This is a genomic window from Streptomyces asiaticus (assembly GCF_018138715.1).
Classification (GTDB): Bacteria; Actinomycetota; Actinomycetes; order Streptomycetales; family Streptomycetaceae; genus Streptomyces; species Streptomyces asiaticus.
Genome location: NZ_JAGSHX010000006.1, coordinates 2,715,354 through 2,738,576 on the forward strand (window position 1 = coordinate 2,715,354; position 23,223 = coordinate 2,738,576).

Annotated in this window: 18 protein-coding genes; 10 read left to right on the plus strand and 8 right to left on the minus strand. The window is 73.6% G+C overall.

The genetic code is table 11. The annotated features are described in order from the left end of the window. Positions 1-65 precede the first annotated feature (65 nt). A complete protein-coding gene (locus KHP12_RS19075) occupies positions 66-542 on the plus strand; it encodes a MarR family winged helix-turn-helix transcriptional regulator (RefSeq protein ID WP_037958464.1) in 477 nt (158 codons plus the stop codon). A gap of 80 nt (positions 543-622) precedes the next feature. Here KHP12_RS19075 and KHP12_RS19080 read toward each other — a convergent pair whose 3' ends face one another. Next, on the minus strand, positions 623-2,023 hold the full coding sequence (locus KHP12_RS19080) for a sensor histidine kinase (RefSeq protein WP_086885295.1): 1,401 nt from the start codon (positions 2,021-2,023) through the stop codon (positions 623-625). Then, a complete protein-coding gene (locus KHP12_RS19085; protein WP_086885294.1) occupies positions 2,016-2,672 on the minus strand; it encodes a response regulator transcription factor in 657 nt (218 codons plus the stop codon). Before KHP12_RS19085 ends, KHP12_RS19080 begins: the two co-directional genes overlap by 8 nt. 112 nt (positions 2,673-2,784) lie before the next feature. Here KHP12_RS19085 and KHP12_RS19090 point away from each other — a divergent pair, with 112 nt between their 5' ends. Then, positions 2,785-3,354: a PepSY domain-containing protein gene (locus tag KHP12_RS19090; protein ID WP_086885293.1), complete on the plus strand. Its 570-nt coding sequence runs from the start codon at positions 2,785-2,787 to the stop codon at positions 3,352-3,354. 47 nt (positions 3,355-3,401) lie between these two features. Here KHP12_RS19090 and meaB read toward each other — a convergent pair whose 3' ends face one another. Both meaB and KHP12_RS19100 read right to left on the minus strand, forming a co-directional pair. Beyond that, positions 3,402-4,361, minus strand: coding sequence for a methylmalonyl Co-A mutase-associated GTPase MeaB (gene meaB / locus KHP12_RS19095; protein ID WP_037958452.1), 960 nt, complete (start codon positions 4,359-4,361; stop codon positions 3,402-3,404). Between the two features lie 87 nt (positions 4,362-4,448). After that, positions 4,449-5,627, minus strand: coding sequence for an acetyl-CoA C-acetyltransferase (locus tag KHP12_RS19100; RefSeq protein ID WP_037958448.1), 1,179 nt, complete (start codon positions 5,625-5,627; stop codon positions 4,449-4,451). Between the two features lie 156 nt (positions 5,628-5,783). On the opposite strand from KHP12_RS19100, the gene mce reads away from it, so the two are divergent. The 6 genes from mce (at position 5,784) to KHP12_RS19130 (ending at position 15,394) form a co-directional block, all read left to right on the plus strand. Further along, positions 5,784-6,236 (plus strand): methylmalonyl-CoA epimerase, encoded by a 453-nt coding sequence (mce, locus tag KHP12_RS19105; RefSeq protein WP_037958445.1) that lies wholly within the window; start codon positions 5,784-5,786, stop codon positions 6,234-6,236. 248 nt (positions 6,237-6,484) lie between these two features. Then, on the plus strand, positions 6,485-10,513 hold the full coding sequence (scy, locus tag KHP12_RS19110; protein ID WP_276328675.1) for a polarized growth protein Scy: 4,029 nt from the start codon (positions 6,485-6,487) through the stop codon (positions 10,511-10,513). 259 nt (positions 10,514-10,772) lie between these two features. Then, a complete protein-coding gene (locus KHP12_RS19115; RefSeq protein ID WP_037958439.1) occupies positions 10,773-11,711 on the plus strand; it encodes a coiled-coil domain-containing protein in 939 nt (312 codons plus the stop codon). 431 nt (positions 11,712-12,142) lie between these two features. Next, a complete protein-coding gene (locus KHP12_RS19120; RefSeq protein ID WP_211833208.1) occupies positions 12,143-13,057 on the plus strand; it encodes a hypothetical protein in 915 nt (304 codons plus the stop codon). Between the two features lie 79 nt (positions 13,058-13,136). Further along, on the plus strand, positions 13,137-14,438 hold the full coding sequence (locus KHP12_RS19125) for an ABC transporter ATP-binding protein (RefSeq protein WP_210609871.1): 1,302 nt from the start codon (positions 13,137-13,139) through the stop codon (positions 14,436-14,438). Then, positions 14,435-15,394 carry an ABC transporter permease gene (locus tag KHP12_RS19130; RefSeq protein WP_086886414.1) on the plus strand — a complete coding sequence of 320 codons (960 nt, stop codon included), beginning with the start codon at positions 14,435-14,437 and terminating at the stop codon, positions 15,392-15,394. The genes KHP12_RS19125 and KHP12_RS19130 overlap by 4 nt, the downstream gene beginning before the upstream one ends. Before the next feature lie 110 nt (positions 15,395-15,504). Here the strand turns inward: KHP12_RS19130 and KHP12_RS19135 are convergent, their stop codons facing one another. Beyond that, positions 15,505-15,822, minus strand: a complete 318-nt coding sequence (locus KHP12_RS19135) for an Rv1322 family protein (protein WP_086886413.1) — start codon at positions 15,820-15,822, stop codon at positions 15,505-15,507. 209 nt (positions 15,823-16,031) lie between these two features. Here KHP12_RS19135 and KHP12_RS19140 point away from each other — a divergent pair, with 209 nt between their 5' ends. Next, positions 16,032-17,072 carry an LLM class flavin-dependent oxidoreductase gene (locus KHP12_RS19140; RefSeq protein WP_037951006.1) on the plus strand — a complete coding sequence of 347 codons (1,041 nt, stop codon included), beginning with the start codon at positions 16,032-16,034 and terminating at the stop codon, positions 17,070-17,072. A gap of 37 nt (positions 17,073-17,109) precedes the next feature. On the opposite strand, the gene KHP12_RS19145 is transcribed toward KHP12_RS19140, so the two are convergent. After that, positions 17,110-17,502, minus strand: a complete 393-nt coding sequence (locus KHP12_RS19145; RefSeq protein WP_037951008.1) for an SCO5389 family protein — start codon at positions 17,500-17,502, stop codon at positions 17,110-17,112. Between the two features lie 211 nt (positions 17,503-17,713). On the opposite strand from KHP12_RS19145, the gene nucS reads away from it, so the two are divergent. Next, the gene (nucS, locus tag KHP12_RS19150) at positions 17,714-18,376 is read left to right on the plus strand and encodes an endonuclease NucS (RefSeq protein ID WP_037951157.1); all 663 of its coding nucleotides are present in this window, start codon (positions 17,714-17,716) and stop codon (positions 18,374-18,376) included. 1,508 nt (positions 18,377-19,884) lie between these two features. Here nucS and KHP12_RS19155 read toward each other — a convergent pair. Together KHP12_RS19155 and KHP12_RS19160 are read right to left on the minus strand one after the other, a co-directional pair. Beyond that, entirely contained in the window at positions 19,885-22,563 is a 2,679-nt protein-coding gene (locus KHP12_RS19155) for an ATP-binding protein (protein WP_211833209.1), read from the minus strand. A gap of 211 nt (positions 22,564-22,774) precedes the next feature. Next, positions 22,775-23,098, minus strand: coding sequence for an STAS domain-containing protein (locus tag KHP12_RS19160; RefSeq protein WP_014054940.1), 324 nt, complete (start codon positions 23,096-23,098; stop codon positions 22,775-22,777). Positions 23,099-23,223: the final 125 nt, after the last annotated feature.

A 23,223-nucleotide genomic window follows, 5' to 3' on the forward strand; every position in this document is an offset into this window, starting at 1 on the left:
AGGTGACCTCTAGCCCGATACATCCATTGGTTCGGAATTCAACTTCTATAGGTAGAATACATCCCATGGAGACCGAGAACGGCACGCGCTGGCTCAGCGACGAGGAACAGCGCGCCTGGCGCACCCACCTGGATGTCAGCCGGCTGCTGACCTACCAGCTCGAAAAAGACCTCCAGCCGTTCGGCCTGACCATGAACGACTACGAGATCCTGGTCAACCTCTCGGAGTCGGAGGACCACCGGATGCGGATGAGCGATCTCGCGTCCGCGACCCTACAGTCCAAGAGCCGGCTGTCCCACCAGATCACCCGGATGGAGAACGCCGGCCTGGTCCGCCGCGAGAACTGCGAATCGGACCGGCGGGGGCTGTACGCCGTACTGACCGAGCAGGGCTGGGACACCATGCGCAAGGTCGCCCCCCATCATGTGGCGTCCGTGCGCAGGCACTTCATCGATCTGCTCGCGCCGGATGACCTCAAGGCGCTGCACGGATCGCTGGTGCCCGTCGCGGAGCATCTGCGCACCCAGCGGGGCCGGGTCTAAGCAGTGTCCGACGGGTCGTGACGCCCGCGGCGGGCCGCGGCTCCGCCGCGTGGTCCGCCGGACAGCCCGTACCTCACCGCCTACCTCGGCAGCCGCAACTCGAACAGGGCGCCGCCCTCGGGTGCCGCCCGGACGGCCAGCGTGCCGCCGTGGCGCACCGCCACGTCCCGCGCGATGGCGAGGCCGAGCCCGGCCCCGCCATCGTCGCGGCTGCGGGCGTCGTCGAGCCGTACGAACCGCTCGAAGATCCGCTCCCGCTCGGCCTCGGGCACCCCCGCACCGTCGTCCGCGACCTCCAGCACGGCCCACCGGCCCTCGTCGCGCACCGCCACCCGCACCCCGCTCCGGGCGTGCCGCTGGGCGTTGTCGATCAGATTGCCCAGCACCTGGGCCAGCTGCCCGCGCGAGCCCGGCACCGCGACCGGCGCCGCCTCGTCCCGCACCGGCACCCGGTCCGCCACCCGCTGGGCCAGCTCCTCGCGCACCAGGGCGTCCAGCGCCACCGGCGTCCCTCCGGTGGGCCGCTCCCCCGCGTCCAGCCGGGCCAGCAGCAGCAGATCGGCCGCGAGCCGCTGGAGCCGCACCACGTCCTCCACCGCGCCGTCCAGGTCCAGCAGCTCCGGATGGGCCGCGCCCACCTCCAGCTGGGTGCGGAGCGAGGCCACCGGGGAGCGCAGTTCATGGGAGGCGTCGGCCACGAAGGCCCGCTGCCGCTCCACGGACGCCTCCAGCGCCGTGAGCGTCTCGTTGGTGGTCCGGGCCAGCCGCGCCACCTCGTCGTACGACCCCGGCTCGGGCACCCGCCGGGACAGGTCCGTGCTCGCCGTGATGGCGGCCATCTCGCGCCGGATGCCCTCCACGGGCCGCAGCGCCCGCCGGGTCACCAGCCAGGTCACGGCGGCCACGACCAGCAGCAGCAGCGGCAACCCGAGCAGCATCGCGTCCCGCACCGTGGTGACCGCGCCGCGCTCGGTGGCCAGCGGGGCGCCCGCGTAGACGGTGACGTCCTCGCCGGATGGGTCGGTGGCCTCCACGGCCGCCCAGACGTAATCGGCGGTCTCCCCGTCGACACGGGCGGAGCCGTCGCCGTACTCCTCCCCGGAGGAGACCTTTCCGGCGCCGCTGTCGTCATCGCCGGTGTCGTCGTCGCGCTCGCCGACGGCCGCGACGGGATTCACGGACGCGCTCCCGGTGCCCGTCACGGCCTCCAGATCCTCGCTGACCGCCCGCACCCGGCCGTCCTCGTCCACGACCTGCACCGGGACGCTCTCGTCCAGCTTCAGCGACCCGTAGCCCACCCCGGCGGCTATCTTCGACGCCACCTCCCGCGCGTCCACCTGGGCCTTCAGCCGCGCCTGGGCCCCCAGATCGGAGCGCAGCACCTGGAGCACCGCGATCCCCGCCGCCACCAGGGCCACCGCCACCACCACGGTCGCCCCCAGCGCGGCCCGCGCCCGTACCGAACCGAACACCTTACGCACGGAGCCGGTACCCCGCTCCCCGTACGGTCTCGATGAGCCCCGCGCCCAACTTGCGGCGCAGGGCGCTCACATACACCTCGACGATGTTGGGGTCGCCGTCGTAGGCGAAGTCCCACACATGCTCCAGGATGTCGGGCTTGGAGACGAGGTCGCCCGCCCGCGTCGCCAACTGCTCCAGCACGGAGAACTCCTTGGCGGTCAGCGGCACCTCCCGGCCGTCCCGCTCCACCCGGCGCGCGCCCCGGTCCACGGTGAGCGGCCCCACCCGCATCACCGGGGAGGCCCCGGGGCCGCGCCGCCGCAGCAGCGCCCGTATCCGCGCCACCAGCACCACATACGAGAACGGCTTGGTCAGATAGTCGTCGGCCCCGGTGTCGAGCCCCTCCGCCTCGTCGTACTCGCCGTCCTTGGCGGTGAGCATCAGGATCGGCACCTCGTGCCCGGCGGCCCGGAGCGCCCCGCACACGCGGTAGCCGTTCAGCCCCGGCAGCATGATGTCGAGGACGACGAGGTCGTACACCCCCTCCTGCGCACGGTGCAGCCCCTCCCGGCCGTCGTGCGCCACATCGACGGCGAACCCCTCCGCCCGCAGCCCCTTGGCCAGCGACAGGGCCAGCCGCCGCTCGTCCTCCACGATCAGCACACGCATGCGGCCAGCGTCGCAGAGCGAACCTGAAGATCTCTTCAGGCGGCTTCAGGTGGGCTTCAGCATCGGTCGGCCAGGGTGGTTGGCGTCCGAACACGAATGGGGAGGAACTCACATGAAGCGCATCATCATTGCATCTTTCGCCGCAACCGCTCTGGTCGGCGGGGGTACGGCCTTTGCGGTGGCGAGCGACGGGACGGACAGCGCACGGCCCTCGTCCACCGCCATCCAGGCGACCGACGCGCCCGCCGCCCGCGCGTCCTTGTCCGACGCCGCCCATGCCGCCCTGAAGGCCGTCCCCGGCACGCTGGACTCCATCGACCGCGATCACGGCCGCTGGGAGGCGGACGTCCTGGGCAAGGACGGCAAGTGGCACGAGGTCACGCTGGACGCCAACGGCAAGGTGATCGACCAGCACGTCGACAGGGACACCGACCCCGAGGACGCCGCCGAGGCCAAGGCCCTGCGGAACGCCGACGTCTCGGCCATCGAGGCGGCCCGGAAGGCCGCGCCCCAGTCCACCGTGACCTCCGTGGAGTTCGACGGCGACCGCACCCCTGTGTGGGAGGTCGAGGCCGTCAAGAACCACAAGGAGCGTGACCTGAACGTAGACGCCCACTCGGGCAAGGTCACCCAGACCCCGGCCGACGACGACCACGGCGACGACGACAGCGACGACGACTGACCGAGCATCGGCCGAGGAGAGGGGGAGCGGGGGCGGGCCCGCTCCCGTCACCCCTGTTCGGTCACCGCCGCCACCAGCTCGTCCGCCGCCGTGTACGGGTCCAGCTCACCCGCGACGACCCGCTCGGCGAGGGCGCCCAGGCGGCGGTCGCCGTGCAGATCACCGATCCGCTCCCGCAGCGCGGTCACCGCGATCGTCTCGACCTCGCCCGCCGCCCGCCGCATCCGGCGCTCCGCGAGCACACCGTGCTCCTCCATCCACGCACGGTGCTTCTCCAGTGCCTCGACGACCTCGTCGATCCCCTCGCCGCGCGCCGCCACGGTCTTCACGATCGGCGGCCGCCAGTCGCCCGGCGACCGCGCCTCGCCCAGGCCCAGCATGTGGTTGAGCTCGCGGGCCGTGGCGTCGGCGCCCTCCCGGTCGGCCTTGTTGACCACGTACACATCGCCGATCTCCAGGATCCCGGCCTTGGCCGCCTGGATCCCGTCGCCCATCCCCGGCGCGAGCAGCAGCACGCTGGTGTCGGCCTGGGCGGCGATCTCGACCTCGGACTGGCCGACGCCCACCGTCTCCACCAGGATCACCTCGCAGCCGGCCGCGTCCAGCACCCGGATGGCCTGCGGGGCGGCCCAGGCGAGCCCGCCGAGGTGGCCGCGGGTGGCCATGGAGCGGATGTAGACGCCGGGGTCGGAGGCGTGCTCCGACATCCGTACCCGGTCGCCGAGGAGCGCCCCGCCGGAGAACGGCGAGGAGGGGTCCACGGCGAGCACGCCCACCCGCTTGCCCGCCCGCCGGTAGGCGGAGACGAGCGCGGAGGTCGACGTGGACTTGCCGACCCCCGGCGACCCGGTCACCCCGACCACATACGCGCCCCCGGCCAGCGGAGCGAGCGCGGCCATCACCTCGCGCAGCTGCGGCGAGGCGCCCTCGACCAGCGAGATCAGCCGGGCGACCGCACGCGGCCGGCCCTGCCGTGCCTGCTCCACCAGCGTGGGCACATCAGCCATGGGTGCCGTACTCCTTATCGCTTGAGCACATTGAGCACATTGAGCACAATCGCTCGATCCCAACGGAACCCGATTCCCGCGCGGGGACTACTTCCCCGCCGGCACCCGCAGGATCAGCGCGTCGCCCTGCCCGCCGCCACCGCACAGCGCCGCCGCGCCGGTGCCGCCGCCGCGCCGCCGCAGCTCCAGCGCCAGATGCAGCGCGATGCGCGCGCCGGACATCCCGATGGGGTGGCCGAGGGCGATCGCGCCCCCATTCACATTCACCTTTTCGGGGGAGACGCCCAGGTCCTTCATTGACTGCACGGCGACCGCGGCGAACGCCTCGTTGATCTCGATGAGATCGAGGTCGTCCACCGTCAGCCCGTCCTTGCCCAGGGCGTGCGCGATCGCGTTGGACGGCTGCGACTGGAGGGAGTTGTCGGGTCCCGCCACATTTCCGTGGGCGCCGATCTCGGCGATCCACTCCAGACCGAGCTCCTCGGCCTTGGCCCTGCTCATCACGACGACCGCGGCGGCACCGTCCGAGATCTGCGACGACGTGCCCGCGGTGATCGTCCCGTCCTTGGTGAACGCGGGCCTCAGCCGGGCCAGCAGCTCCGCGGTGGTCTCGCCGCGGATGCCCTCGTCCTTGTCGAAGACCACCGGCTCGCCCTTGCGCTGCGGGATCTCCACCGGAGTGATCTCGGCGTCGAAGAGGCCGTTCTTCTGCGCGGCGGCGGCCCGCTGGTGGGACTGGGCCGCGAACTCGTCCTGCTCGGGGCGCTGGATGCCCAGCCGGGTGTTGTGCTTCTCGGTGGACTCGCCCATGGCGATCTGCTCGAAGGCGTCCGTGAGCCCGTCGTACGCCATCGCGTCGAGCATCTCGACCGCGCCGTACTTGTACCCCTCACGGGACTTGGGCAGCAGATGGGGGGCGTTGGTCATGGACTCCTGGCCGCCCGCGACCACGATGTCGAACTCACCGGCGCGGATCAGCTGGTCGGCCAGGGCGATCGCGTCCAGCCCGGAGAGGCAGACCTTGTTGATCGTGAGGGCCGGCACGCTCATCGGGATACCGGCCTTGACCGCCGCCTGACGGGCGGGGATCTGCCCGGCGCCGGCCTGGAGCACCTGCCCCATGATCACGTACTGCACCTGCTCGGCACCGACCCCGGCCCGCTCCAGCGCGGCCTTGATCGCGATCCCGCCCAGGTCGGCGCCGGAAAACGAGCGCAGACTGCCGAGCAGTCGTCCCATGGGCGTGCGCGCGCCCGCCACCATCACAGAGGTCGTACGAGACATTGGTGCGTCCCTTCACGAGGAGAAGGAAGTTAACGAGGGTTATCGTCAATGTACTGACGAGTACCCGCGCGGTCACCGGCCCATCGGTGTGATCGCGCGCACGTTGCGTAACCGACCGTACGGCGGTGCACTGTTCCCATGCTGACGAGAATCGACCACATCGGGATCGCCTGCTTCGACCTCGACAAGACTGTCGAGTTCTACCGTGCCACGTACGGCTTCGAGGTGTTCCATTCCGAGATCAACGAGGAGCAGGGCGTCCGTGAGGCCATGCTCAAGATCAATGAGACCTCCGACGGCGGGGCCTCCTACCTCCAGCTTCTCGAGCCGATCCGGGAGGACTCCGCGGTCGGCAAGTGGATGGCCAAGAACGGTGAGGGCGTCCACCACATCGCCTTCGGCACCGCCGACGTCGACACCGACTCCGAGGCCATCCGCGACAAGGGCGTCCGGGTCCTCTACGAGCAGCCCCGCCGCGGCTCGATGGACTCCCGGATCACCTTCCTCCACCCCAAGGACTGTCACGGTGTGCTGACCGAGCTCGTCACCGCCGCGAACCCCGCCGCGCACAAGGACGAAGAGGATCACTGAAGCGGACCACTGACCTACCCCTTCCCCGGCCGGTAGAGTGCTGCATCGGCCGGGGTACGGAAACGGAGAGGGTTCGGGGTCCGGCCCGGGCTTCGCCGATGATCTGACACCATTTCTTCGGAAGGGCCAGCTCCGGTCCGACCCGGCACGCACGTCGCCTGGTCGGTACCGCAAGGGAAACCGTCGAAGGGACCTCGGGGCACCGCAAGGGACCACGGGAGCCTGAAGGGTTACGGAGCCGGCCGCCAATGCGACCAGGGGACGGATGGGACCGCGCAGTGCGGGGCTACGACCGCTACGAGCCTGACGATCAGCTCTCGAAGTTCGAGGCCGAGATGGAGCGGCTGAAGACCGAGCGGGAGAAGGCCGTCCAGCACGCCGACGACCTCGGCTACCAAGTCGAGGTGCTGCGCGCCAAGCTGCATGAGGCGCGCCGTAATCTGGCGGCCCGCCCCGCCTACGACAGTGCCAACGCCGGCTACCAGGCTGAGCAGTTGCTGCGGGACGCGCAGCTCCAGGCGGACCAGCTGCGCGCCAACGCCGAGCGGGAGCTGCGCGAGACCCGCGCCCAGACCCAGCGGCTGCTCCAGGAGCAGGCCGAGCGGCAGTCCCGGCTCGAGGCCGAGCTGCACGCCGAGGCCGTGGCCCGGCGCCAGCGGCTGGACCAGGAGCTGGCCGAGCGCCGCGCCACCGTCGAGTCGCACGTCAACGAGAACGTGGCCTGGGCCGAGCAGCTCCGGGCCCGTACCGAGGCGCAGGCCCGCCGGCTGATGGACGAGTCCCGGGCGGAGGCCGAGCAGGCCCTGGCCGAGGCCCGCGCCGAGGCCCAGCGGATGACCGAACAGGCGCGCCAGCGGCTGGGGTCGGAGGCGGAGGCCGCCCGCCACGAGGCCGAGGCGATCCTGCGCCGGGCCCGTAGCGACGCCGAGCGGCTGCTGACCAACGCGGGCACCCAGGCCCAGGAGGCCACCGACCACGCCGAGCAGCTGCGCACCTCCACCGCCAGCGAGGCGGACCAGGCCCGCCGTGCCGCGGCCGAGCAGACCCGCGCCGCCGAGCAGCGGATGCAGGAGGCCGAGCAGGCGCTGCGGGAGGCGCGCAGCGAGGCCGAGAAGGTGGTCACCGAGGCCAGGGACGCGGCGGCCAAGCGGCTCGCGGCCGCCGAGTCGGACAACGAGCAGCGCACCCGTACCGCCAAGGCGGAGGTCGCCCGGCTGGTCGGCGAGGCCACCAAGGAGGCCGAGCGGCTGCGGGCCGAGGCCGAGCAGCTGCGGGACGACGCCCGCGCCGAGGCCGAGCGGATGATCGCCGAGGCGAGCGACGACGCCCGGGCCAGGGCCGCCGAGGACTCCGCGGCCCAGCTGGCCAAGGCGGCCCGGAGCGCCGAGGAGGTGCTGACCCGCGCCTCGGAGAAGGCGCAGTCCACCACCAAGGCGGCCACCGACGAGGCGGAGCGGATCCGGCGCGAGGCCGAGGAGGAGGCCGACCGGCTGCGGGCCGAGGCGCACGACACCGCCGAGCAGCTCAAGGGCACGGCCAAGGACGACACCAAGGAGTACCGCGCCAAGACCGTCGAGCTTCAGGAGGAGGCCCGCCGGCTGCGCGGCGAGGCCGAGCAGCTGAAGTCGGAGGCGGCCGCCGAGGGCGAGCGGGTCCGCGCCGAGGCGCGCCGCGAGGCGGTCCAGCAGATCGAGGAGGCGGCCAGCACCGCCGAGGACCTGCTGACCAAGGCCAAGGCCGACGCCGAGGAGACCCGCTCCGGTGCCACCGCCGAGAGCGAGCGGGTGCGCACCGAGGCCATCGAGCGGGCCAACGCGCTGCGCCGGCAGGCCGATGAGCTGCTGAAGCGGGCCCGTGGCGAGGCCGATGAGCTGGTGACCTCGGCCGAGGAGCAGGCCGAGCGGGTCAAGTCGGAGGCGACCACCGCGGCCGAGGAGCTGCGCGAGGAGGCCGAGCGGGCCGCCGAGGACCGCCGCGCCGAGGCCGAGGGCGAGCTCAACCGGCTGCACCAGGAGGCCGAGCAGCGGCTCTCCTCCGCCGACCAGGCGCTGCGGGACGCCCGCGAAGAGGCGGAGCGGCTGCGCAGGGAGACCGGCGAGGAGATCGAGCGGCAGCGCACCGAGTCCGCCGAACGGCTGAACGCGCTGCGCCAGCAGGCCGAGGACGAGGCCGCCCGGCTGCGCGACGAGGCCGCCGCGGACGCGTCGAACGCGCGCGCCGAGGGCGAGTCGGTGGCCGTACGGCTGCGCGGCGAGGCCGCGGCGGAGGCCGAGCGGCTGCGCGCGGAGGCCCAGGAGACGGCCGACCGGGTGCGCGCGGAGGCGGCGAGCGCCGCCGAGCGGATCGGCACCGAGGCCGCCGAGGCCCTGGCCGCCGCCCAGGAAGAGGCGGCCCGCCGCCGCCGCGAGGCCGAGGAGCTGCTCGCCGACGCCCGCGAGGAGGCGCAGGCGGAACGTACGGCGGCGCGGGAGCAGAGCGAGGAGCTGCTGGCCGCCGCCCGGAACCGGGTCTCCGAGGCGCAGGCCGAGGCGCAGCGGCTGGTCGAGGAGGCCGAGCGGCGCTCGGCCGACCTGGTGGCCGCCGCCGAGCAGACCGCCCAGCAGGTGCGGGACTCGGTCGCCGGGCTGCACGAGCAGGCCGAGCAGGAGATCACCGCGCTGCGCGGCGCCGCCGAGCACGCCGCCGAGCGGGTGCGCGACGAGGCGCAGGCCGAGGCCGACCGGGTCCGCGCGGACGCCTACGCGGAGCGGGAGCGCGCCTCGCAGGACGCCACCCGGGTGCGGCGGGAGGCCACGGAGGAGTCCGAGGCCGCCAAGTCGCTCGCGGAGCGCACGGTCGCGGAGGCGATCGCCGAGTCGGAGCGGCTGACCGAGCAGGCCCGCGAGGAGGCGGCCCGGCGCCGCGCCGACGCCGCCGAGCAGGCGGACCGGCTGGTCGCCGAGGCCACCCACGAGGCCGAGCGGCTGCGTGCCGAGGCCAATGAGACGCTCGACGAGGCGCGGCGCTCGGCCAACAAGTCCCGTGCCGAGGCCGCCGAGCAGGCCGATACGCTCATCAGCGGCGCCACCGAGGAGGCCCAGCGGCTGGTCTCGGAGGCCACCACGCGGGCGCAGGCGCTGCGTACGGAGGCGTCCGACGCGCGGGCGACCGCGGAGCAGGACGCGGCCCGCACCCGGGCCCAGGCCCGCGGCGACGCCAACAACATCCGCTCGGAGGCGGCCGAGCAGGCGGACCGCCTGGTCACCGAGGCCCGCAACGAGGCCGACCGGCTGCGCGCGGAGGCGAGCGGCGAGGCGGAGCGGCTGCGCAGCGAGGCCGCGGAGACCGTCGGTTCGGCACAGCAGCACGCGGCGCGCACCCGCGCCGAGGCCGAGCGGGTGGAGACCGAGGCGGCGGCCGAGGCGGAGCGGATCCGCAACGAGGCGCAGGCCGAGGCGGACCGGCTGATCGACCGGGCGCGCGAGGACGCCAACAAGCGGCGTTCGGACGCCGCCGAGCAGGCCGACCGGCTGATCTCCGAGTCCTCGGCGGAGGCCGAGCGGCTCACCTCCGAGGCACAGGAGGCCGCGCTGCGCGCGGCGACCGCGGCCGAGGAGCAGGCGGACACCATGGTGGGCGTGGCCCGCCAGGAGGCGGAGCGGCTGATCGCCGAGGCCACGGCCGAGTCCAACGCCATGGTGGAGAAGGCCCGTACGGACTCCGACACCATGCTGGGCGAGGCCCGGGGCGACGCCACCGCCATCCGGGAGCGCGCCGAGGAGCTGCGCGCCCGTACCGAGGCCGAGGTCGAGGAGTTGCACGAGCGGGCCCGCCGGGAGTCCGCGGAGCAGATGAAGGCCACCGGCGAGCGGGTGGACAAGCTGGTCGCGGCGGCCACCGCGCAGCTGATGAAGGCCGAGGAGAAGGCCAAGTCGCTGGTCGCGGAGGCGGAGAGCGAAGCGAGCCGGGTGCGGATCGCGGCCGTGAAGAAGGCCGAGAGTCTGCTGAAGGAGGCCGAGCAGAAGAAGACCGAGGCCGAGCGGGAGGCGGACCGGCTCCGGACCCAGGCCACGGACGAGGCACAGCAGATCGTGGACGAGGGCAAGCGCGAGCTGGAATTGCTCAAGCGCCGCCGCGAGGACATCAACGCGGAGATCTCCCGTGTCCAGGACGTCCTCGAGGCGTTGGAATCCTTCGAGACCCCCGCGTCGGGTGGCGCGGGCGGCAAGGAGAACGGCCAAGTCAAGACAGCGGCGGGTGCGGGTGCGACGAGGAGTGGAAAGCGATCGGAGGGGTAACCGTATCCGGGGGGACGAGTCTCAGCTGTGCCTATCGAGGTTTCGCTTAAGTCTCGCGTCGGTTTCGCGTAAGTCTCGCGTCAGGCTGCGTCCATCACGGCATGTCCGTATCATCCCGACGAGTGACGAGGTCTCCGTCTTACTGCCACTCAAAAGGCTGGAGGTTTCGCAGATCAAACACACGTTGACTCGATGACACGCCGTTCATCCCCCTAGGATTCCCTCTATCACCTCACCGGTCTCTTTCGACAGGAACCCCATGAGCGACACTTCCTCCCCCTTCGGCTTCGAGCTCGTGCGGCGTGGGTACGACCGCGGTCAGGTGGACGACCGCATTTCCAAGCTCGTCGCCGATCGTGACAGTGCACTGGCCCGTATCACCTCTCTGGAAAAGCGCATCGAGGAGCTGCACCTCGAGACGCAGAACGCTCAGGCCCAGATCAACGATTCGGAGCCGTCCTACGCGGGGCTCGGCGCCCGGGTCGAGAAGATCCTCCGTCTCGCCGAGGAAGAGGCGAAGGATCTGCGCGAGGAGGCTCGCCGCGCCGCCGAACAGCACCGTGAGCTGGCCGAGTCGGCCGCCCAGCAGGTCCGCAACGACGCCGAGTCGTTCGCCGCCGACCGCAAGGCCAAGGCCGAGGACGAGGGCGCGCGGATCGTCGAGAAGGCGAAGGGCGAGGCGGCCACGCTGCGCCAGGAGGCGCAGAAGGACGCCCAGTCCAAGCGCGAGGAGGCGGACTCCCTCTTCGAGGAGACCCGCGCCAAGGCCGCGCAGGCCGCCGCCGACTTCGAGACCAACCTCGCCAAGCGCCGCGAGCAGTCCGAGCGCGACCTGGCCTCGCGTCAGGCCAAGGCCGAGAAGCGGCTCGCGGAGATCGAGCACCGCGCGGAGCAGCTGCGCCTGGAGGCCGAGAAGCTGCGCACCGACGCCGAGCGCCGCGCCCGCCAGACGGTGGAGACCGCGCAGCGCCAGGCCGAGGACATCGTGGCCGACGCCAACGCCAAGGCGGACCGCATCCGCAGCGAATCCGAGCGCGAGCTCGCGGCCCTCACCAACCGCCGCGACAGCATCAACGCCCAGCTGACCAACGTCCGCGAGATGCTGGCCACGCTGACCGGCGCGGCGGTGGCCGCGGCCGGTGCCCCGGGCGAGGACGAGGCGGCCACCCGCGGCGTCCCGGCCCAGCAGTCCCGGTGACCCACGGTCACAACGGAGCGCCCGATGCCCCGCGCCGCCCAAGCGGCGCGGGGCACGTGCATGTACACCCCAGCCCTTCCGGCGATTGCCGACAAACCCAGCCCCTCCGGCGATTGAGGAGCCGGGGTCCGGGGGCGGAGCCCCAAACCAGCCCCTCCGGCGTTTACCGGCAAACCAGCCCCTCCGGCGATCGAGGAGCCGGGGTCCGGGGGCGGAGCCCCCGCGCGGGCCGGGCAAACACCGCCCAAACCAGCCCCTCCGGCGATTGAGGAGCGGGGGCCCGGGGGCAGAGCCCCCGCATGGGCCCGGGCGGGGGCCGACAAACCCAGCCCCTCCGGCGATTGAGGAGCCGGGGTCCGGGGGCGGAGCCCCCGGCGGGGCCGGGCGGGGCCCGGTTTCGGGAAGGGGCGGGGTGGGGCAGGCAACCCCCCGTGACCGACCGCACCCTCACAACCCTCGGCTTCGCCGACGTCCCCGCCCAACAACCCCTCACCTACCCCGGCCGCCCCATCACCCACCCCACCCTCCTCACCACCGGTGAACTCTGGGACCTCACCCCCACCCCAGGGCGCCTCGGCACCTGGACGGTCAACCCACGCCCCGGCGACAACGACGCGCCCAAAGAGTCGCTGGACGCCGTCCTCACCCAGCTCGGCCACCCCCCAACCCCCCACCGCCACCCCGTCATCGCCGTCGGCTCCAACGCCTCCCCCGCCCAGCTCCACCACAAGCTGTCCCGCCCCGACCACCCGGCCACCGTCCCCATGGTCCCGGTCGACGTGCACGGCATCGCGGTCGGCTGCTCGGCCCACATCGGCCGGTACGGCTACGTGGCCTCCGCCCCGTACACGGCACCCGGCGCCCGCACCCCGCTCGTCATCAGCTGGCTGGACGCCGAGCAGCTCGCGGCCGTGGACGCCACCGAGTACCCCAACTACCGCCGCGTCCTGCTGCCCGGCAGCCAGTACCCGATGGTCATGCCGTCCGGCGAGCGGCTCCGCGGCGCGTACCTCTACGTCGGCGAGCGCGGAGTGCTGATGTCCCCGGACGGCACCGAACGCCCTCTCCCTGGCGGCGGCGACCAGAGCGCCCTGCTCACCCGCCTCCTCGCGGGCTCACCACGGCTGCGCGCACTCCTCGGCCCGGACCCCCGCGCCTGGGTCACCCGCGCGGGCGGCGACCCCGCGGTACGCAGCACCGGCACCCGGATCTTCCAGGAGGAGGGCTGGGCGCTGCCGCAGCCCGACCTCCTCCGCTGCCCGGAGGACGGGCAGCCCGGCGATCCCGGCGGCCCCGGAGGCTCCGGAGGCGCCAAGAGTTACGATGCGCTCTCATTTCCCGAGTAACAGGAACCGTCAACACGCCGTTATCCTCCTAACTCTCACGGGGCGAGCACGCCCGACCCATGCTCATAAGGGGCGGAGAATGATCGAGGCAGTCGGCCTCACGAAGCGCTACGGCGCCAAGACGGCCGTGTACAACCTGTCCTTCCAGGTGAGGCCCGGCGCCGTCACCGGCTTTCTCGGGCCCAACGGGTCGGGCAAGTCCACCACCATGCGGATGATCCTGGGCCTCGACGAGCCCACCGCCGGCCATGTCACGGTCGGCGGCTATCCGTTCCGCAAACTCCCCAACGCCCCCCGCCAGGTGGGCGCGCTGCTCGACGCCAAGGCGGTGCACGGCGGCCGCAGCGCCCGCCAGCACCTGCTCTGCCTGGCCCAGCTGTCCGGCATCCCGGCCCGCCGGGTGGACGAGGTGCTGGGCGTGGTGGGCCTCCAGAACGTGGCACGCAAGCGCTCCAAGGGCTTCTCGCTCGGCATGGGCCAGCGGCTGGGCATCGCGGCCGCCCTCCTCGGCGACCCGCAGGTGCTGCTCTTCGACGAGCCGGTCAACGGCCTGGACCCCGAGGGCATCCTCTGGGTCCGCAACTTCATGAAGCAGCTGGCCTCCGAGGGCCGCACCGTCTTCGTCTCCAGCCATCTGATGAGCGAGATGGCGCTCACCGCCGACCACCTGATCGTGATCGGGCGCGGACAGCTGCTCGCCGATATGAGCGTCAGGGACTTCATCTCCTACAACTCCGCGGACTTCGCCCGCGTCCGCACCCCCGAGGGTGACCCGGGGCAGCGCGAGAAGCTGACCGCCGCGCTGAGCGAGGCGGGCGGCCAGGTGCTGCCGGAGCAGGACGGCGCACTGCGGGTGACCGGGCTGCCGCTGCCGCGCATCAGCGACCTCGCGCATGGGGCGGACGTACGGCTGTGGGAGCTCTCCCCGCACCAGGCGTCGCTGGAAGAGGCGTACATGCGGATGACGCAGGGCGCGGTGGACTACCGCTCGACCATCGACGAGCGCGCCGCGTTGCAGCAGCAGATGCCGGGCGCGGTGCCGCAGGGCGGTCCGTACGGCTATGCGCCGGGCGCTCCGGCACAGCAGGTGGGCTTCCCGCCGAGGACCGTACTGCCGGGCTACGCCGAACCCCCGGCCCCGCCACAGCAGCACACCCCGGGCGCCCCGCACACCCCGGGCGCCCCGATGCCCGCCGCCCCGGCGGCCCCGTCCGGCGCTCCCGCCGCCCCCGCGATGCCGCCCACCGCTCCCCCGGCGACTCCGGCGACTCCGGCGGCCCCCACGACTCCCTTGGCTCCCCCGGCTCCCCCGGCTCAGCCGCCCGCGGCGCCGTCCGCCCCCGCCGATCTGACCAAGAGCGACACCGAGGACGCCCGATGACCACCCCGTACCAGCAGCAGTACCAGGCGCCCGTCCCCCCGCAGGGCCCTCCGCAAGGCCCTCCGCAGGGTGGTCCTCCGCAGATGCCGCCGCAGGCGGCCCCGCAGGGGGCCCCGCATCATCCGGCGCCCTCCGGGCCTCCGTCGCAGCCGTACGCCGGTGTCGGCCCGTACACCTCGCCGATCCCGGTCCGCCAGACCCACCTCGGCAATGCCCTCGCCTCCGAGTGGACCAAGATCAAGTCGGTGCGCTCCACGATCTGGACGCTGAGTGTGATGGTCGCGCTGGTCGCCGGGATCGGACTCCTGGTGGCGGCGAGCACCAGCGACAGCGACTACGAGACCGTCCCCACCACCCTCCCCGGGTTCTTCGGCACCCTGCTCGGCCAGCTGTGCATCGTCACCCTCGGGGTGCTCGTGATCACCTCCGAGTACGGCACCGGGATGATCCGGACCACCCTCACCGCCTCGCCGCAGCGCTCCCGGGTGCTCACCGCCAAGGCGCTGGTGTTCTTCACCCTCTCGTTCGCCACCACGACCCTCGCGCTCGCGCTGGTGGCCTTCGCCAGCACCGGGATGCACAGCGGACCGGGTGTCCAGGAGCCCACGAGTGAGCAGCTCCTGGGCTCGACGGTCGGCGCCGGGCTCTATATGTCGCTGCTGGGGCTGCTCTCGCTGGCCGTCGGCTGCATGCTGCGGCACTCGGCGGGCGCGATCACCACGATGCTCGGTGTGGTGCTGCTCCCGGCCATCCTCCCCGCGTTCCTGATGATGTCGGACAGCCTCCGCGATCTGGGGGAGAAGATGCAGGAGTACTCCTCGCCCCAGGCACTGGCCTCCCTCTTCCGGATCGACGAGAGCCTGAACAGCGGCTGGCCCCAGCTGTGGGCGCTGGCCGTGGTCACGGCGGGGGCGATGATCGCCGCCTATGTGCTGATGGAGAAGCGCGACGTGTAGGGCTCACGGGTCCTGAGCGGGGCCCGAGAGGGATGCGCGGGGCTCAAGTCGGACGTACCGCGCCCGAGTCGGACGTACCCGCGCCCGAGTCGGACGTGCCCGCGCCCGAGTCAATATCGCGGCGCGTTACGGGACCGCTGGAGCTTCGCGCTCCGGCGGTCCCGTGCGTTCCAGCACGCCTTGTGCCAGTGGCGCCGGTCGTCCGCGCCCATGTGCTGCTGCCAGGCGACCACATGCGCCACCCCCGGCGGAATCTCCTGGTCGCAGCCCGGGCAGCGGTAGTGCTTGGCGGCCGCCCCGCCGCCGACCTGCCGGACCACCCACTCCTCGCCCTGCCAGGTCTCCATGCGGTCGAGGCCATAACGGTCCGTACTCTCGTGGCCGACGGGCTTTTCGCCGCCTCGCGGGCGGTTTCGGCGTGGAGACACGGGGCACCTCGACAAAGCTGGGAGCTAACGGGCTGTGACCAGCGTACGCGCTACGGTCACCCTCCGGGAAAGCCGTCGTCCACACCCACGCTCTGATCATCATGAAAACTTCATGCGCGGCCGTGCCCTTGGCACGTGTCAGGCGTTAATGCCTACGAGGGGGGATGCCCGCGCCGGCACATCAGCCGCGACAAGGAGGCAGTTTCACCATGGATGTGGGGGCTTTCATCCTGGCCGCTCAATTCCCAGGCCAGGGACAGGAAGAGGCGCTGCACCGGGCGGTCCGGTCGGCCGAGCTCTCCGAGGAGACCGGGCTGGACGCGGTCTGGGTCGCCGAGCACCACTTCGTTCCGTATGGCGTCTGCCCGTCCGCGGTGACCCTCGCCGCCCTGCTGCTGGGACGTACCCGCCGCATCGGCGTCGGTACGGCGGTGAGCGTACTCCCGACCGCTCACCCCGTCGCGCTGGGTGAGCAGGCGGCACTGCTCCATCTCCTCTCCGGTGGCCGGTTCACCCTGGGTGTCGGCCGTGGCGGGCCCTGGGTGGACCTGGAGGTCTTCGGCTCGGGTCTGCGGGCGTACGAGCGGGGCTTCCCCGAATCGCTCGATCTGCTGCTGCGCTGGCTGCGCGAGCCCCGGGTGGGGGCCGACGGCGAGCGGTTCGCCTTCCGCGAGGTGGCGGTGGTGCCGCGCCCCGACGACGCCCTCGCCGGGCCGGTGGTGGACGCCCCGCCGGTCGTCGTCGCCTGCACCTCGCCCGCCAGTGTGCGGCTGGCCGCCGAGCGCGGGCTGCCCATGCTGCTGGGCATGCACTGCGGGGACGAGGAGAAGGCCGAGGTGGTCGGCCTGTGGCGGAAGTCCGCGCTGGCGGCGGGCCGTTCACCGGAGCATGTCGAGGCGGTGGCGGCGCGCCATGTCTCGGCCGGGGTGGTGCAGATCGCGGACACCCGCCCCGCGGCGGCCGAGATCCTGACCAAGGCGATGCCCGGCTGGCTGCGGCAGGGTCTTGAGGCGCATGTGACGGTCGACGGCCGGGAGCGCCGGATGCGCGACCCGGTGGCCTATGCGGAGCTGCTGTGCGAGCTGCATCCGGTGGGCTCGCCGCGGCTGTGCGCCGACCGGCTGGCGGCGACCGCCGAGCGCACCGGGATCCACCGGTTCGCGCTGCTGGTCGAGGGGTCGGGCGATCTGGCGGCCACGGAGGAGAACGTACGACGGCTCGGTGGTGAGGTGCTGCCGCTCCTGCGCTGATACACCTCCCCCTGGTGGAGCGGCAGCGTACGTCTCGTCAGCAGTCGCGGAGTTCGGGTGACTGGTTGAGGAGCTGCCCCCGGACCGAGGTGAAGCGGGCGAGGCGCTCGTCGGCCGATGCGTCCATCGGGAAGACCGCCACCCGGTGACAGTTCTGGAAGGCCAGCCGCACCCCGAAGTGGCGCTGGAGCGCGCCGCGTATCGCGTCACTGGCGAGTGCGCGGAGCAGTTGACCGCGTGCCTGCTCATCGGGCGGCGGCGTCTGGTTGTCGGCGAACTCCCCGCCGTCCACCTTCAGCTGGGCCACCAGCGAGCTGATCATCTCCCATGCGTACGGTAGGGAGTTCCGGACGCAGTCGACGAAGGCCGCTTCGTCGACCTCGCCTCGCTCGGCCTGTTCGAGCAGGGCCGGTGAGACGTCGAGCGACATGGGTTCTCCTCTCGCGACCCCGCGAGCGGGGTCTCAGGGATGGGAAGGGCGGACGGCGACGCAGCGTACCCGTCCGACGACCGCCCGCTTCAACGGTAATTCGGCCACTGCGCCCGCACCAGGAGAATGGGCACACAACCAGCCATCGCCGAAGGGGTCCATCGACGGACGAATCGCGTGCGGCGGTGGTGGTCGAGTAGCGTTGCCGACCATGCGTCTCGTCATCGCCCGGTGCTCGGTGGACTACGCCGGCCGCCTCACCGCCCACCTCCCCTCGGCACCCCGTCTGATCCTGGTCAAGGCCGACGGCAGTGTGTCCATCCACGCGGACGACAGGGCCTACAAACCCCTCAACTGGATGTCTCCGCCGTGCACGCTGAAGGAAGGCGACGACGATGTGTGGACGGTGGTGAACAAGGCGGGCGAGAAGCTCATCATCACCATGGAGGAGGTCCTCCATGACTCCTCGCACGAACTCGGCGTCGATCCCGGCCTGATCAAGGACGGTGTCGAGGCCCATCTACAGGAGCTGCTCGCCGATCGTATCGAGACACTTGGCGATGGCTGGACGCTGATTCGGCGTGAATACCCCACCGCCATCGGTCCTGTGGACATTCTCTGCCGCGACGCGGACGGGGCGACGGTCGCCGTGGAGATCAAACGCCGCGGTGAGATCGACGGTGTCGAGCAGCTCACCCGCTATCTCGAACTCCTCAACCGGGACCCGCACCTCGCCCCGGTGAAGGGCGTCTTCGCCGCTCAGGAGATCAAGCCCCAGGCCCGCGTCCTCGCCACGGACCGGGGCATTGGCTGCGCCGTGCTGGACTACGACGCGCTCCGGGGCATCGAGGACGACAAGCTCCGGCTCTTCTGACGCGGGCCCGCTCCGACGAGGGAGGCCGGGGCCGTGCGCCCCAGCCTCTCCTACGTCATACGGGCTCGCGCCCGGCCCCCGGAGCGGGCCCCCACGGGGTGTCCGCCGGACCACGCGCCGGATCCGCCCAGCGATGCTTTCTCCCCTCCCCGCCCCTTCCCGATACAAGGGCTCCGCTCCTGGACCCCGGGGGCACGAGGGCACGGGGCCGAGGGGCCCGGAGGCCGGGGAGCCCGCCCGGAGGCCGGGGAGCCCGCCCGGGGGCCCGGAGGCCCGCCCGGGGTCCGGGGTCCAGGGGCCCGGGAGGCCGGAGGCCCGGAGGCCGGGGGCCCGGGGGCCGAGGGGCCCGGGAGCCTGGAGGCGCGCCCGGGAGTCCGGGGACCCAGGGGGCCGGGAGTCCGGGGACCCAGGGGCCCGGAGGCCCGAGGCGGAGCCCCACCACGCGGCGGATCCGCACAGCGATGCTTTCCCCTCCCCGCCCCTTCCCGATACCAAGGGCTCCACCCCTGGACCCCCGGGGACCGGGGGCCGGGGGCCGAGGGGCCCGGAGGCCGGGGAGCCCGCCCGGGACCCGGAGGCCCGCCCGGGGTCCGGGGTCCAGGGGCCCGGGAGGCCGGAGGCCCGGAGGCCGGGGGCCCGGGGTCCAGGGGCCCGGGAGCCCGGAGGCGCGCCCGGGAGTCCGGGGACCCAGGGGCCCGGAGGCCCGAGGCGGAGCCCCACCACGCGGCGGATCCGCACAGCGATGCTTTCCCCTCCCCGCCCCTTCCCGATACCAAGGGCTCCACCCCTGGACCCCCGGGGACCAGGAGCCCGGAGGCCCGGGGGCCTGGAGGCCGGGAGGTCCGGAGGTCCGGAGGTCCGATACCCCGGGGCCCGGAGGCCCGGCGGCCCGCCCGGGAGTCCGGGGGCTGGGGCCCGGGAGCCCGTCGGCCCAGGAGTCCGGGGGCCCGGGAGCCCGTCGGCCCAGGAGTCCGGGGGCCCAGCAGCCCAGGGGCCCGGAGGCCGGGGAGCCCGGAGGTCCGGAGGTCCGGGAGCCTGGGAGCCTGGGGCCCAGCAGCCCAGGGGCCCGGAGGCCGGGGAGCCCGGAGGTCCGGAGGTCCGAGGGCCCGGGAGCCTGGGGCCCAGCGGCCCAGGGGTCCGGGCCCCTGGCGGGGCCCGCCACGCGGTGGAGTCGCTTACCGACGTTCTCCCCTCCCCGACGCCTCCCGTCACCAGAGGCTTCGCCCCTGGCCCCCCGGGGGTTGGCGGGTCGGCCGTCGCGTCGTGGACACCTGCGTCGGCGGGCTGATCGCGGTCGGCGCGGCGGTGTGGTGGATGGCTGGGCGGTCGCCGTGCGCTTTCGGCTCGTCTGGGCGGGGGCTGGGGCGGAGCCCCAGTTGTGGGGAGGGGCGGGGAGGGGGACAGCCCGCCGCAGGCGTCCGGACACCCCCTGAGCCGAACAGATCACGCCACGCGCGCGTGGCGCCCCCTGGCGCGATCCGGCGCCCCCGCACCGCCTTCCCGGGCCGCTACGCGAACGGGGTGGCCGTACCCGACGCCGTGTGGGTCGTGGGGGCGCTCGCGGTGGTGGAGGTGTCGCCGGTGGGGGTCGTGGTCGGGGACGACGTCGTGGGCGTCGGCTTGGTGGGCTCGCCGGTCGGCGTCGTCGGCCTGCCCGTCGGCGGCTTGGTCGTCGGCCCCGGGTCGGAGGTCGTGGGGTGCGAGGACGGCGAGGAGGGCGGCTCCTCGGTGTCCGAGGGCGAGCCGCTCGTGGACGACGGGCCGCTGGGCGCCGTGGAGCCACTGGGCGAACCGCTGCCGCTCGGCGCGGTCGGGGACGTGGACGCCTTCGGCACCCCGCTGAGGCCCGGCTGGGGGGCCTGGCTGGTGCCGCTCGTGGGCTCGTCGGCGGTCAGGCCCTTGTCGTCGTCCCGCTGACTGGCCGAACGGTCCGGCTTGACCTTGTCGGCCGGGTGGTCGGAGTCGTTGCCCAGGGTGCCCAGGGTCACCACGGTGCCGAGCACGGCCACCAGCAGCACACCCGCGGCCGCCGCGACCACATTGCGCCGGCCACCGTGCGTCACCAGCCGCCGCAGACCGCCCGGCTTGCCGCCCGAGGGCCCGGCGGGCGCGGAGGCGGCGGTGAGGGCCGTGGGGGTGGCGGGGGCCGCCACCGAGGTCCGGGAGGCGGACGGGACCACCGCGGTCGCCGCCGTGCCGCCCATGGCGGCCATCGGCGTCGTCGTCGCCACCTTCGGGGTGACGATCGTGGTCTCGGTGTCGTCCGGCGCTCCGCCCGCCGCCGGGGGCGCCGCGTCGTCCTTACGGTTCCCACCGCTCGTCCCGAACGCCCCGGCCATCGCCGAGCCGGGCGAGCGGTCGGCGACCAGCGCCAGCGCGCGCCGGCCCGCGACCGTGCCCCGCTTGTCCGCGAGGACGCCCCGCAGCCCGATGGACGCCTCAAGCTCGGCGCGGGCCCGGTCCAGATGGCCCGTGCACAGCGCGAGGACGCCCAGCTCGTGGTGGAAGTACGCCTCGTCCGCGACCTGCCCCGCCAGCCGCGCGGCCTCCTGGCCGTGCCGCACCGCGCGCTCCCAGGCGCCCCAGTGCAGCGCCGCGGCGAGCGCGGGCGCGGCGGCGCGGGCCAGGAGCACGGCGGCGTCGGCGTGGCCCGCCTCGCGGCTGCCGATGAGCGCGGTCATCGCCGCGAGGATCGCGTCGGCCTCGGCCGCGACGCGCTCGGGGGCCACCGAGGGGTGACCGGCCCACCAGGCGTAGTGCTGGGCGACGGTGTGCGCGCGCCCGGCGTCCTCGTCGGCGTAGCCCGCCTCCGCGAGCTGGGCGGTGACGCGCGCCGCCAGCCGGTAGTGCGCTCCGGCCGGGGTGACGAGGCCGCAGCCGAGCAGCTCGCCGAGGGCCGCGTCCGCGTGGGTGTCCGCGGAGAGCGCGCGCAGATGCACTTGGTCCGGGCATTCGCCGCCGAGCGCGACCGCGAACCGCAGCGCGTCGCGGGCCGCCTCGCTCAGCCGGGCGGCGAGCAGCGCGGCGGGGGACGCCGCCTCGGCGATCGAGGGCAGCGGGGCCTCGGCCTCCGGCGCGGAGGCGTCGTCGCGCTGGGCGTCGCGCTGGGCGTCCCGCTCGGCATCCCGCTGCCGCAGCAGCGCGCCCGCCTGGACGAAGCGCAGCGGCAGCCCCTCGGACTCGAACCACAGGTCCGCGGCCCAGCTCGCCTCGTCCTCGTCCAGGGGCCGTCGCGCGGCCCGCTCGAGCAGCTCGAGTCCGGCCGTACGGCTGAGCCCGGAGAGGAAGACCTCCTCCAGGTGGGAGTCGGGGGACGGCGCCGGGACATCGGGGGTGGCGGAGATCAGGAACGCGCATTCGGGGGTCGCGTCGAGGAACTCGTCCAGCGCGGCGCCGCCGAACTCGATGTCGTCCAGGACGACGACCGCGCCGATCTCCTGGACCGCCGCCATCAGCTCCGCGCGGTCCGGCCGGTAGAGCGGGGCGCTGAGGACGGCGGCGTAGAGGTCGTGGAGGAGGTCGGTGGGGGTGCGGTGGTAGCCGGAGAGGCGTACGACACCATCGGGCGCGAGCCGCTCGCAGTCGGAGGCCACGGCCTCCAGCAGGGTGCTGCGCCCGGCGCCGGAGGGCCCGGTGACCCGCACCGAGCGGCCGCGGGCGAGCAGCCGGGCGAGCCGCTCCCGCTCCTCGTCGCGCTCCAGCACCGGCAGTTCGGGCACGACGGTGCCGGACGGGCGGGGCGCGGCGGCGGCGCGGCGCAACTCGGCCCGCTCGTCGGGGCCGTGGCGCTCGGGCCGGGCGGGCCGCTCACCGGGTGGGCAGGGTTCTATCTCGCTGCCGTCGACGGGGTTGACCGTGAGCAGATGGTCACCGGCGACGATGCGCGCGGTGCGGGCCGGGGACGCGGAAGCGGGCGCGGAGGAGGGAGAGGAAGCGGAAGAGGCGGAGGAGGGCAGGGAGGGCGGGGAGGCGGACGCGCCGGGCAGCGGGGCGCCCAGCGCGGGCGTCGGCACGTCCCCTGTCGGCCCCGTCGGCGCTATCGGCCCTGTCGGCCCCGTCGGGCGCCGCGACGAGCCGTCGCCCGGGCCGTCCCCCGGGCCGTCCGCCGCACGCGACGCACCGGAAGCGGCACCCGGCGCGGTCTCGTCGTGGCCGTGCTCCTGCGATCCGCGGTTCTTCGGGTCCACTGTCCTTGCCCCCCAGATGCGTGGCGTGCTGTAAGGCTTCCCGGCCTGCCTTCGCTTCTGGTCCGGTGCCGCCGTAGGGAATGTGTCCGGCGTTCACCGAACCCCGGGCCGTATCAGACGGCCTGGACCTGCTCACAGTATCCACCGCGCCGGAGGTGGCCCACGCCACCCCGGGTAACCCACCGGCCCTGGGGCAGGCGGTCCCCGCCGCTCAGACACGCGGCAGGGACTCCGCCTCCAGTCCGCCTTCGATCGCGAGGATGCGGTGCAGCCGGGTGGCCACCAGCAGCCGCTGCATCTGGGGCGGCACCCCGCGCAGCACCAGCCGTCTGCCCACCCGGCCGGCCCTGCGGTGCGCGCCCATGATCACCCCGAGCCCGGTGGCGTCCCAGGAGTCCAGTTCGGTCAGGTCGAGGACGAGATCCCCGCCGCCCGCGTCGACGGCGGTGTGCAGGGCCGTACGGGCGTCCGCCGCGCTCCGGACGTCCAGTCGGCCCCCGACGACCAGCTCGGCGTGGTCGCCCCTGATGTGCATATGCGCTCCCCAATACGGTGCGTCGTGTCGTCAATGCGCCATTTCTGTCTACAGAACTGACTGTCTCTCACACGAGGAAGTTGCCGTCTGTAAGCGAACCGATACCGAATTCACCCAGGAGGGTG